This is a genomic window from Fibrobacter sp. UWB10, assembly GCF_900182935.1.
GTDB lineage: Bacteria > Fibrobacterota > Fibrobacteria > Fibrobacterales > Fibrobacteraceae > Fibrobacter > Fibrobacter succinogenes_O.
In genome coordinates this window covers 319,232-331,760 of sequence record NZ_FXUE01000001.1, presented here as the reverse complement: position 1 = coordinate 331,760, position 12,529 = coordinate 319,232, and the positions used below count along the sequence as shown (strand labels likewise).

The window sequence follows — 12,529 nt, the reverse complement described above, 5'->3', positions numbered from 1 at the left end:
ATTGATATTTTGGTTGGGCTCATGTTTCGGATACTTCTGACAGTATTTTTTCTGGGTGCCATGGCTTTTGCTCATGAGACTGATTCTCTGTTTGTTCCGCCGAAGCCCGAAAAGCCTTTGCGTTATTGCAGTTCCGTCAAGAAGTGGATTGCTTTTGCGACGGCAGATTCCAACATGGTCGAAATCACCCATTTGAAGGGCGTGCGCATGGACTTGCGCTACGCCACCTTTGAAAACGTGACGGGGCATGATTTGTACTGTGGCGTGCAGCGCGCCTTTGTGCATAAGGATGCGGCAGCCAAGCTCCGCAAGGCCGTGAAGATTATGGAGCGTGAAATGCCAGGTTCTGTGCTCGTGATTTTTGATGCCTCGCGGCCGTTGTATGCGCAAGAGGCTTTGCGAAAGACCGTTCGCGGAACGCCTTATTCAGCCTACGTGTCTTCGCCGGCCACAGGCGGGCTCCATAACTTTGGCCTGGCGCTAGATTTGGGAATTATCGGTGCCGATGGCAACTTGCTTGACATGGGCACGGACTTTGATTCTTTTGAACGCTGCGCGGGCGAAGTCGGCGAAGCGGAAGCTTTAAAGAGCGGGCGCTTGACGCAGGAGCAAGTGGACAACCGTAACAAACTTCGCAAGATTATGCGCGGGGCGGGCTGGGTCCCGCTCGGCAGTGAATGGTGGCATTTTAATGCCTATCCGAGCAAGTACGTGCGCGAAAACTATCCGAAGTTCCCTTTTTAGCGCTGATTTTAGTTTGTTGTAAATGAATTTTTAGGGGGTGTACAGGCTAGATGAGGTGCGATGGTGGAAAAGGCCTGTACGAGCCCTAAATTTTTTGAAAAATCGCAATTTCGGTACGGGCTAAAGAGTTTGTTAGGGGGAATTTGGTCTGTACAATACAGAAATTATTCGATTTCCACCTTAATCTCTATGTTTTGCACCCAGGGCTTGGGTGCATTTATGATGGGGTACAGAACTTTGCGGACGGGGGCGAGGTCTTGTGTCTTGATGTAGAGCTTTGCCCAATGTACGTTTTGTACGACGGGCACGAAGGCGTCCACAGGGCCGAGCACCATGAGATTCTTGTTTGCACGGAGAAGGGCTTCGAGCCGTTCGACGGTATGGCGCAACAAATCTTCGTCGCGGCTTCCGCAGCTGATTTCGACGAGCTTGCAGAAGGGCGGGTAGAAGGCGGCGCGCCGGTCTTCCATTTCTTTATTCGCGAATCCGTTGTAGTCGTGATTCACAGCGAACTGCATAATGGGTTCGCTGGGCTTGAGCGTCTGAATGAGTACTTGGCCTTCGCCGCCGGCACGACCCGCGCGCCCTGCGGTCTGGCTGAGCAGTTGGAATAGCCTTTCGGTAGAGCGGAAATCGGGAATGCCAAGCCCGCTATCGGCGCCAACGACCCCGACGAGTTGCACACCCGGAAAGTCGTGGCCCTTGGCGACCATCTGCGTTCCGATTAGGATATTGTATTCGCGGTTGCGGAACGCGTCGAGAATCTTTTCGCTGGCGCCCACGTTCTGGGTGGTGTCGCGGTCCATGCGAATCACTTTCGCATTCGGAATCCATTCCTTGATTTCGTCTTCGAGCATCTCGATCGCGCCGCCCACGAACTCGTAAGTTTCGGCGCCGCAGGCGCTACACGGTGTGTTCACCGGGTAAAGGGCGGCGCAGTAGTGACACATGAGCGAGCGGTATTGTTTGTGGTATACGAGCGGAATGTGGCAATGCTTGCAGTAAAGCGTTTCGCCGCATTCGGTACACACGCGCATCTTTGAAAAACCGCGGCGGTTCATGAGGATAATCGCTTGGTCGCCCTTCTCGATGCAATCGGTCAACGCCTCGCGCAGGGTGGGTGATAGGAGAATTCCCTTTTGCTGGCGCATCTTGCCCATGTCTACGATTTGCACCTTCGGAAGCGGCGCCTGTGTGGCGCGTTCCTTGAGTGTGACAATCTTTAAGTTTTTCGCTTGCGCGTTATAGAATGTCTCGAGGCAAGGCGTTGCACTCCCGAGAACCACGAGGGCGCCGTACTTGTACGCCAAATGGAAAGCCATTTCGCGAGTGTGATAGCGCGGTGCCGGATCCTGCTGTTTGAAAGAGGTGTCGTGCTCTTCGTCGAGAATCACGAGGTCAAAATCGAACGGCGCAAGAATGGCGCTGCGGGTGCCGAGAACCACTTGCGCGTCGCCCTTCAAAATCGAGACGTAACCTTCGCGCTTCTTGGGCGCCGAAAGTGCCGAATGCAAAACCACAATCGGGACTTGCAGAAAATCTTCGAAGCGCTTGCGCGTTTGCGGCGTGAGCCCGATTTCGGGCACGAGTATTAAAACTTTTTTGTTCTGCTTGAGCGCCTCAAGGGCGAGCTCTTGGTAAACGCGTGTCTTGCCCGAGCCTGTGACGCCGTGAAGCAATACGCCGCGGAAACCGGTCTTGTTCAGTTCTTCGCAGAGTGTGTTGAATGCGTTAGTTTGTTCTAACGTCAGTGCCTGAGCGTTCGGGGGCGTTGCGGGGTGGCTCCCCGCAGAGGGGGTAGCGGGAGACCCTTGGGGCTCATGCGAGGGGGAGGCTTCCCCCTTTGTAAAGGCCAATGCATCCAGGTACTTTTCGAAGTCGCTCGGCCAGAAGACGAACAGCGCCTTCATTGGTGTGCTAATGTAATACCGCGCCGTCCATTCGAGCATTTCCATATAACGTTCGCTAAAACGGTAGCCGGACTGGTGCGGGTAAGCGGGGCGCACGTCAAACTTGGGGCGGTCCTGGTGGACTTTGGAAACTACGGCGAGGGCCGGCTTTTTACGGGTGGCAAACTGAACCCATACAACGTCTCCGCGCGTAAGACGATAGCCTGCGGGCACTCCGTAGGTGTATACATCGGGAGCCATGGGAATGTACACTTCGCAAAAATCCGTTAACAATTCGGACTTGATTTTCTGGTGTACCTCTTCCGGGGCGCTAAGTTTTGGGATTCGTTTTGTCACGGGCTAAAAGATAGTTAATACCGCAAAAAGCGCCTATTTTTCAATCTTTTTTGTTTCAAAAAACTTTTTTTGTTAGATTATAGTATGCAATTCCCCTTTGGGAGCTGCTTACTATTGGAGATCTCTATGAGCTTATTTGACGCCTTTAAACCGAAGTGGCAAAATTCCAACCCCGACAAGCGACTGGAAGCTATCGCTGAATTGGGTGCGGACAACCAGGATGTTCTGGAACGTATTGCCGAGTCCGATACCGATGCTTCTGTAAGGATTGCTGCCGTAAAGAAGTTGACAATCATTTCTACTCTGAAAAAGATTTCGGAAAATGATTCCGACGAAGAAGTGAAGCGTACCGCTAAGACTCGTTATTTGGAAGAAGTGGTCAAAAAGCTTAAAACCGAGGCCCAACCGAGTGCCGAGGATCTAGCTTATCTGCAAGATATCAAGGATACGCATTTTGCCGAAGATCTGCTCAAGGGTGTGAACACTGCAGGTCTCGTTCGTGCAGAACTCGTAAAGATTTGTACCAAACAGTCCATTTTGGCCCTTGCCGCTAATCGCGACTTGGACGAAGATATTGCAATGACGGCTGCACGCAAGGTGACCTCCGACTCCTTGCTCCAGGATATTGCAAAGAACTCCAGACAGCCCGAAGTTCGTAAGGCTGCAAACGAAAGAATCCGCGCAAGAAAAGATGCAGAAGACAACGGTAAAAAGGCGGCCGAACTCTTGGCAAGCAAGCGCGAAGCTCTTGTACAGCAAGCTCATTTCTTTGCAGCACAGAAGGATCCTCTGGCTGTCAAGTCTCAGTTTGAATCTTTGATGGATGAAGCCGCAAAGCTTGGCATGGGCGACAAGCAGGCGACTATTGACGAAGTTTATGCAAGCTTCAAGAAGTTCTGCGACGAAGCGGATGCTGCTCGCATTGCTGCTGAAAAGGCCGAAGCTGAAAAGCAGGCGAAGATTGCATCTCTCACTGCAGCTCTCGATGAACTTGAAACCTTGATTTCTGAAAACAAGGTGGCTGACAACGCCGAACGCGTGGACGCTATTCTTGCTGAATGTGCCGCAGGCAAGTCTCTGATGAAAGCCGCTTGGGTCAAGCGTTATAATAATGCTTCTTTCAAGGCTCAGGATTTGCGCAAGGTTAAAGAAGTTGTGGTCGATGTTCCTGAAGGAACTGACGAATCGGTTCGACCGGAACTGCTGGAACGCCTTAAGGCCTTGGCAGATACCGATGTGAACGACATGACCAAGAAACATTTGCATGCCATTGTGCGTGAATGGGAAAAGCTTCCGCTTTTGGAAGGCGAAGACCCGATGTTGCAGAGCTACAATGCATTGCGTAACACGCTTTCGGGCAAGATTACCGCTTACGATGATGACGCCCAGAAGCGTTTCGAAGAAAATTCGACAAAGCTCAAGGCCATTATCGATAAGGTAAAGGCTCTCGACGAAAACGAAGACTTCCGCGACTTGAACAAGAAGGTTCGCGACTTCTACCAGCAGTGGAAAGAAATCGTGGGCGAAAACAAGTTCAAGTATCACGACTTGTGGCAGGAATACAAGGCTGCAACCGCTCGTTTCCAGGAAATGCAGCAGTGGGAAAACTGGCACAACGAAAAGGACCGCGACGACTTGCTCCTTGAAATGGATGCGCTGACCAAGGAAGCGGGCAGCCAGGCCGTTCTTGCTAAGCTCAAGGATATTACGAACCGCTGGAAAGAAATCGGACCTATCTCTGCTGCCAAGCTGCAGGAATATCGCGACCACTTCCAGGCGAACTACGAAAAGATTAAGGAAAACTGCGCCGGCTTTATCGAAGAGATGAATGCGGAACGCCAGAAGAACTTGGCCGACAAGGAAGCCCTTTGCGCCAAGATTGAAGAACTTGTCAAGAACACGGAAATGTTCTGGAAGGACAAGTACAAGGCTATGCAGGAAATCCAGGAACAGTGGAAGGCTATCGGTATGGTGCCCAAGGAAAATGTGGCTGCCCTTACCGAACGCTTTAAGGCTGCAACGACTGCTTACTATGCACAGCATAAGGAAAACTTGAAGGCCGAAGACGAAAACCGCGAAGCCAACTATGAAAAGAAGGTGGCTCTCTGCATGGAAGCCGAAGCTCTCAAGGAATCCAGCGACTGGAATGCTACTTCGAACAAATTAAAACAGCTCCAGGAATCTTGGAAGGCCGTGGGTCCCGTGCCCAAGAGCAAGTCCGACGAAATTTGGACTCGTTTCCGCACGGCATGCGACAGCTTCTTCGAAAAGAAGCGTGCTCATTTTGAAGAAATGGATGCTTCGAAGCAGAAGAATCTGGATGCCAAGAACGCTCTGTGCGAAAAGCTCGAAGCTATGGAAGCCGCTGCCCAGGGTACGCTTGACGAACTCAAGGCAATGGAAGCTGAATGGAAGGCTATCGGCATGGTTCCGAAGGAAGCCATCGAAACCATCAGCAATCGCTACAACACGGTTTACAACAAGATTCTTGAACGCCTCGCTCACGCTGATTCGACCTTGGCTCAGGGCCTCGACGTGATTAAGGAAAAGAAGAACGCGATGATCGATAAGGTTCGCCAGTTTGCCGAAAGCGCTGGCTCTAACCAGCTTGCAGACGCCGTTCGCGAACTCCAGAAGGAATGGCGCGAACTTGGATTCTGCGGCTTGGAAGATATGGACCTGTACAAGAAGTTCCGCGAAGCTTGCGATGACTTCTTTACTCGCCGTCGCGACCAGCTCGACATTCAGGAACAGGCTCGCCAGAACAACTTGCAGAAGAAGCTGTTGCTCTGCGAACAGGCCGAAGACTTGCTGACTGACTTGAGCGAACAGACTGTCGGTGCCTCGATGAACAAGGTGAAGCACCTGCGTCGTTTGTGGAAGGAAGTGGGCGCCGTGCCTCGCGAACATTCCGAAAAGACCTGGCAGCGCTTCAATACCGCTTGCGACAAGGTGTTTGCCTTTGGCCGCAAGGACAAGGAAGAAGCTCCGGCTGTAGCAGCTGCTCCGGCAGAAGCTTAGGCCTTCGATGTCTTCCCGGCCGTAGAGCCGGGATCTCCTTTTATCAATTTTTGATCGCGAGCATGTCTCGCGATTTTTTTATTTTTGGTCTATCATGCAATTTCCTCCTTGGACAAGTATTGACGATGCCGCGCGCCTGCTCCACGATGGACAGGTGGTCGCGATTCCGACCGAGACTGTTTACGGCCTTGCGGGTAATGCTTATTTGCCGTCGGCCCTGGCGCAGATTTTTGCGATTAAGGAACGCCCGACTTTTGACCCGCTGATTGTTCACATTTGCGAGATTTCGCAGTTGGCTGACATTGCCGAAAATATTCCCGAGGCGGCGTATGCGTTGGCGAAGGCTTATTGGCCGGGCCCGATGACCATGATTCTGCCCAAGAAAGAATGCATTCCGGATTTGTGTACGAGCGGACTCCCGTCTGTAGCGGTGAGATTCCCGTCGCATCCGGTGGCGCAAGAAATTATCTGGAAGGCGGGCGTGCCGCTCGCTGCTCCTAGTGCGAATTTGTTCAAACACGTGAGCCCGACGACGGCAGAACATGTGGCGGCACAGCTGGCCGACCGTGGCCTTGCTGGAATCGTGGATGGCGGCCCCTGCAACGTGGGCGTAGAAAGTACGATTGTCTCTTTAGTGGGCGAGCCGACGGTGCTTCGACCGGGTGCGATTACGCCCGAGATGATTGCAAAAGTCATCGGTGATGTGAAAATTAAGGAATCGACTTCTAAGCCTGGGCAAGCGATGGCCGCGCCGGGGCAGTGCGATACGCACTACCGCCCGCAGGTTCCGCTGCTCTATGGCGAAATACCTGCCGGCTTTACGTTGCCGGAACACTGCGTGCGGATTGCCTTCGGCAATACCCCCGGCGTGATTCCTGCAACGCTGAATCTGTCGGAATCGGGCAATATGCTAGAGGCGACAGCCAAGCTGTACGCCTACATGCATGACTTGGATGACCCCAAGTACGACTTGATTCTGGTAGACCCGATTCCGAATGTCGGAGTCGGTATGGCCTTAAATGACCGCTTAAAACGCGCAAGTATAAAAATTTTGCGTTAGCAAAATCAAATCCGTGTGGCGATCAAAAAGTACTTGATAATCCTGATTTAAATCGGGATTATTTTTTCTTTAAAATTTCGCGGAGTTCGTTGGCGGCGCGCTGCAAGTCGTCGTTGATGATGACGTATTCGTACTTGCCCTGCGTCTTGGCGAATTCCATTTCTTTCTTGGCGTTCTTCAGGCGGAGCTGAATCACTTCTTCGGAATCGGTGCCACGACCGCGCAGGCGCTTTTCAAGTTCTTCTTCGCTGGGCGGTAAAATCAGAATGCCGGTAGCGTCGGGGTAAACTTTGTCGAAGTTTACCTTGCCAAAAACGTCGAGGTCAAAAATCACGCGGTTCCCTTCGGCAAGCGTCTTTTCGACAAAACTCTTGGGAGTGCCGTAGTAATTCCCGTGGACTTCGTTCCATTCGATCAGGCCATCTTCCTTGATGAGCTTTTCGAATTCTTCCTTAGTCTTGAAGAAATAATGAACGCCGTCAACTTCGCCTTCGCGCGGCTTGCGCGTGGTGGCCGAAATGGAATACTTGATATCCGGGAAATCTTTGATGACCAAATCCTTGAGGGTGGTCTTGCCTGCGCCGCTAGCGGCGCTCATAACGAATAATTTATTGCGCATAAAAACCTTTTAACTTCTTGCAATCAATTTCAATGTGAAATGTGTAATGTGTAATGTTTCGTCATGCATTTCTCATTTCACATTCCTCATCACTAATCACTGTTTACTTCTTGTCTTCAATATAAAGCGGACGCTGTTTGACTTCGTCGTAAATACGGCCGATGTATTCACCCATAATGCCAATAGACATCAGCTGGATGCCGCCGAAGAATACGATGGCTGTCATGAGCGATGCCCAGCCGGGAACGGTTGTTGCGGGGCTGAGGAATTTTTCGAGAATCGACCAAATCAACACGCCGAGACCGACGACAGTCGCGAACAATCCAGCGTAGAAACTAATCTTGAGCGGTGCGGAACTGAATCCGGTAATGCCGTCGAGGGCGAGGCGCACCATCTTCTTGAGCGGGTACTTGGAAGTGCCTGCGGTACGTTCAGCGCGGTCGTACTTGACGCCAATCTTCTTGAAGCCGACCCAGCATACGAGCCCGCGCAAGAAACGGCTACGTTCGGGCAGGTTCGTGAGCTGATTCACCACGCAACGGTCCATCAGGCGGAAGTCGCCGGTGTCAGGCGGGATGTCGATGCTGGTGAGCTTGCCAATCAGGCGGTAGAAGCAGAAGGCGGTAAAGCGCTTGAAAATGGTTTCGCCTTTGCGCTTGTTACGCTGGGCGTAAACGACCTGATAACCTTCGCGCCACTTTTCGAGCATTTCGTGAATCAGGCTCGGCGGGTCTTGCAAGTCGCCGTCAATAATTACCACGGCATCGCCTGTAGAATGATCGAGGCCTGCGCTGAATGCGGCCTGGTGGCCGAAATTGCGGCTGAAGTTGATAATCTTGTTGTTCGGGTTGCCCGGCAAAAGCGATTCTACGATTTCGCGGGTACGGTCCTTGGAACCATCGTTTACGAAGATGAGCTCGTGTTCAATATTCTTGAGTTCTTCTTCGAGAACGCGGTAGGTTTCTGCAACGATTTCTTCTTCGTTAAAGACTGGAATAATGACAGATAACAGCATGATTTACCTAAGGGATAAGCGCGGGGTTGATGATATCGACGTGGTCGCAGTCCATGTCTTCGAAAGAGTTTGTCCTGATGATGAGCGTCTGAACGTTTTCGACGTTCACTTCGGCGGTCTTTAAATTGCCGAGTGCGAATCGACCGCTGTCGTGAATCACGTTGCCGTCGGCGATGATTTGCAATTGCACGCCGTCGCTGCAGAGCGATTCTTCGTCGAGGCCGTAGCCCATCTTGAACGTCTTGAACTTGCCTTCGATATTAAATACGGTTTCGGAAGAGGCGTGCGTGCCAAAGCCTTCGCTGTAGAGCTTGCCGCCGACCTTGAATGTGTTGCCGTCGAGCGAGGCGTTCTTGCGGAGCTTGCCCCAAGCCTGCTTGTGACTTACGAAGGGCATTTCCGTCAGTTGCACAGCTCCGTTTGCCTTGTTGAAATAGAACCTGGGAACGTCTGCCATGATTTTCCCGTTTTCGCGGTTCTGTACCACGAATTCCATTTGGTTGTAGCCGGGCAGCAATTTGTCTTCGCTGATTCGTCCGCCAATGCTTCCGGGAATGTACGTGGCGTGGGCAATCGTGTCGCCGTTTGCAATCACGATATAGTCCCAGTCTCTTGTGATGCCCGATTGTTCATTCAGGCTGATGCCGTAGCGAAGGGCTGGCTTTGCTTCAAGAGTGTCGCCTTGGGCGGCTTCAACAAATTCCAAGTCGCGTACGGCAATAATGTTTTGCGGGTTGAATTCTTTGCGACCGTTGAACTTGGCGATTTGTACCCAGTAGTTGTTGGTAATCAAGATGTTCTTGACGCCTTCCAGGTCCATATCGCGTTCGAATACGTCGCAGGTGGTGGCAATACGGTGTTCCACCGCCTTCTTGTGGTAGGTCTGGCTGTCCCAGCAGTCGAGCCCGCGAATGTAGTAGACTTCGCCTTGATACTTGTCGATGAGTTTCTTGAGGTCAAGAGCGCTCATTTGGCGTGCGCGGTCGTAATGAATAGACGATACACCGTAACCGATAAAATGCCAGGGGCGACCGTAAATGAACATGCGTTCTTTTTTCGGTTGCTCTGCAAGCCAACCCAAAATCTCGTGTTCTTCGATGGTCAGGTGGTTGCGGTTGTACATGATGTTCTTGTTGAAGTCTTCCTTGTAGTGGAAGGTCCAACCGGTAAAGATAAGGCCTGCGACAAGCGTAACCAGAGCTGCGGTCATTGCATTCTGCTTGTCGTTTTTACCGCTCATTGAACCAATCAGCAGTTGAATCAGGTGTGCGACCGGCAGGGCGCCGACAAATGCCATCGACGGCAGCATGACCAGGCTGTAACGCTGGTTAATCTGAATGCTGAAATCGCCCGAGACGTTTTCGAGAATCACATAAGTCTGAATGTGGTACAAGAGCAAGAAAGCGAGAATTTCGAGGTAGAAGTATTCCTTTTTCTTGGCGCCCCAGATGGCGCGTGCTACCAGGTAAATGGCGCCAATGGCGAACAGGTAGTTGAAATAGGTGAGGAATGGATTTTCAAGTTCGCCGTTTTGGGTCAGCGGCTTGGTCATTTCGGTCCAGTTGCGGGCGAGGTCTTCAAAGAAATGCCCGTGGGCTTCGAATTCGCCACCCTGGAATCCAAAACCCTGGAAGTAACTGATGGTGAGCAGTGCCGGAACCGAGAATAGCGAAAGGGTAACAAAGAATGTCGGAGCCTTGGGGCCCTTGCTGTCCAAAAGCTTGGGGAGGGCGAAAATAATGAAGGCAAGCAGGCAGAAGACTGTTTCTTGGCGGGTCTGCGCAAAGAAGGCAAGAACGAGTGCCAACAATGCCCAATGCTTAAGGGTGTTGCGGTCGTAAGCCCACTTGAAAATCAACAGCGAAAGGGCTGAAAGAAAAATGTAGAGCGGTTCCACCGACATGGCGCGGAACTGGAAAAGCACCGTGGGCTGGAGCGCTGTCAAAAGGGCGGCAAAGAAGGCGAGCAAGGGCATTCTTGTCCAGGCGACAATCGCAAGGAACATCAGGAGCACCGCGAGCGGGAGCATCAGGAGCTCCATGTGGAAAATCCAGTGCAGGTCGTTACCCAAGAGCGGCATGCCGAGCAAGTAAAGGAAGGCGAGGCCCTTGGTCTTGAAGCTGTTCGACTTGCCGACGCAAGTCAGCTTGCCGTCTTCGAAGAATCCCTGGTTGCAGGTGCCCGATTCCTGGTTGTAATACATGTTCTGGGCGACCGACATGAACACGCTTTCGTCGCTTTGAACGCGGTGGCGGGCTTCAATCTGGGTACCGGCGAAAATCGTAATCGCGGCGGTAAAGGCAAGCATCAAAATCGAAATCTTCTTTTCGGGCAGAATACCCTTGAGCCATTCGCGAAAATCCTTGTGCAAAAGGGCGAAAATGACGATGCCTGCAATTAATTGTATTACAAAAAGCGGGAGCGGCAGGTAAAGATCCAAATTCTTGATGGTATCTTTATGTCCGATATTGGGGCCCAGGTAAATCAGGAACGGTATCGCGATAGAGACAACAAGACCGATAATGGTTCCCGGGTGGGCGAGATTCTTTAAAAGTCCATTGATGAAAGCTTTCATTTTATAAATATAAATAATGAAGGCGCCCGTGGGCGCCTAGTTCGTTCTGAATTTATTCAGATTTCATTTTCGTGTGAGCGTTACTTCTTCTTTTTGCTCTTTTTGGAGGACTTCTTCGAAGACTTCTTGGAAGACTTTTTAGATGCCTTCTTGCTGGACTTCTTCGAAGCCTTCTTTGCAGCGGGCTTGGGTTCCGGTTCCGGAGCGGGTTCTGCGGCCGGTTCGGGTTCCGGTTCTGCAGCAGGTTCTGCTTCGGGTTCTGCGGCGGCTTCTTCTGCAGCCGGCTCTTCAGCACTAGCTTCGGCCGGGGCTTCTTCTGCTACAGGAGCGCTTGTAGAGTCTTCGGTAGAAGATTCGCTCGATTCCGGATTATAGGGGGTGTACGGCGAGTAAGAATCAGATTCGCTAGACGAAGATTCCGGCTCGGTGGTGTCGTAGGCTCCGCCGGAATAGTCAAATCCGGTAGATTCCGGTTCGCTAGATTCTTCCACAGGTTCCGAAATATGGCTTTCTTCCTTAATTTCTTGAACCTTGTCTTCCTTATAAGTTCTTTCATGAGTCAGTTCGAAACCGACAGAGAGCTGCAGGCCGACTCGAGCCGAGGAAACGCGGAATTCGGTATCCATGCTCTTGAACGACTTGAGCATCGAAGAATAGCTATAGTTGACTTCGAGGCCGATGTTGTAGGGCAACATGACGCCCACACCGCCGTTTGCGAAGAAGTTAAGCGGGAGTTCCCACCAGTTTCCGTTACCGGTAAGCGGGGCGAGGGAACCGAGTCTTACGACGGCATAGGGAACGGCGATCCAATCCTTACCATAAGCGCCAAACGAGATGTTTCCCCAAATAGGGAGGGCGGCCGGGACAACGATGGTGCCGCCGTCTTTTTGGGCGCTCTTGTATCCAAGGCCAAAACCGTAACGAATCGGTGCAAATTCAGCGCCAAATAGCAATTCTGCGCCACCAATGAATACGGGGTCGGTGTCCCATTTCTTTTCTTCTTTGACATCGCCGACTTCTTTCTTGATTGTTACCTTGGCCGGAAAATCAAATTGAGCCAAGGGGCGAAGTTCCATGGAGTAGGCATATTGAATGCCGAGAGACAGCAATGCTATTTTGAGTACATTTTTGGTAGATAAGAACATCTTGTTTATTCCCTCATCAAATAAGTGGTACTCAAATTAGAATTTTTTTGTAGCAAAGAAATACGATAAACCGAATTTTAATATATTTGTACTATTCATCTGTT

The 12,529-nt window shown here is 51.4% G+C and carries 8 protein-coding genes; 3 read left to right on the top strand and 5 right to left on the bottom strand.

Features of this window, described 5'->3' with window-relative positions; translation table 11 throughout:
• The first annotated feature begins 60 nt into the window (after window positions 1-60).
• Window positions 61-744, top strand: coding sequence for a M15 family metallopeptidase (locus tag QOL41_RS01370; protein WP_283428335.1), 684 nt, complete (start codon window positions 61-63; stop codon window positions 742-744).
• A 164-nt stretch (window positions 745-908) separates the two neighbouring features.
• On the opposite strand, the gene priA is transcribed toward QOL41_RS01370, so the two are convergent.
• Window positions 909-2,990: a replication restart helicase PriA gene (gene priA, locus QOL41_RS01365; RefSeq protein WP_283428334.1), complete on the bottom strand. Its 2,082-nt coding sequence runs from the start codon at window positions 2,988-2,990 to the stop codon at window positions 909-911.
• Window positions 2,991-3,116: 126 nt separating this feature from the next.
• On the opposite strand from priA, the gene QOL41_RS01360 reads away from it, so the two are divergent.
• Both QOL41_RS01360 and QOL41_RS01355 read left to right on the top strand, forming a co-directional pair.
• Window positions 3,117-6,011, top strand: coding sequence for a DUF349 domain-containing protein (locus QOL41_RS01360; RefSeq protein ID WP_283428333.1), 2,895 nt, complete (start codon window positions 3,117-3,119; stop codon window positions 6,009-6,011).
• A gap of 94 nt (window positions 6,012-6,105) precedes the next feature.
• Window positions 6,106-7,071: an L-threonylcarbamoyladenylate synthase gene (locus tag QOL41_RS01355; protein ID WP_283428332.1), complete on the top strand. Its 966-nt coding sequence runs from the start codon at window positions 6,106-6,108 to the stop codon at window positions 7,069-7,071.
• Between the two features lie 58 nt (window positions 7,072-7,129).
• On the opposite strand, the gene gmk is transcribed toward QOL41_RS01355, so the two are convergent.
• The 4 genes from gmk to QOL41_RS01335 form a co-directional block, all read right to left on the bottom strand.
• A complete protein-coding gene (gmk, locus tag QOL41_RS01350) occupies window positions 7,130-7,690 on the bottom strand; it encodes a guanylate kinase (protein ID WP_173653528.1) in 561 nt (186 codons plus the stop codon).
• A gap of 103 nt (window positions 7,691-7,793) precedes the next feature.
• Window positions 7,794-8,705 carry a glycosyltransferase family 2 protein gene (locus QOL41_RS01345; RefSeq protein ID WP_173653527.1) on the bottom strand — a complete coding sequence of 304 codons (912 nt, stop codon included), beginning with the start codon at window positions 8,703-8,705 and terminating at the stop codon, window positions 7,794-7,796.
• 7 nt (window positions 8,706-8,712) lie between these two features.
• On the bottom strand, window positions 8,713-11,280 hold the full coding sequence (locus QOL41_RS01340; protein ID WP_283428331.1) for an NPCBM/NEW2 domain-containing protein: 2,568 nt from the start codon (window positions 11,278-11,280) through the stop codon (window positions 8,713-8,715).
• Between the two features lie 80 nt (window positions 11,281-11,360).
• Window positions 11,361-12,425, bottom strand: a complete 1,065-nt coding sequence (locus tag QOL41_RS01335; protein ID WP_283428330.1) for a hypothetical protein — start codon at window positions 12,423-12,425, stop codon at window positions 11,361-11,363.
• Window positions 12,426-12,529 lie beyond the last annotated feature (104 nt).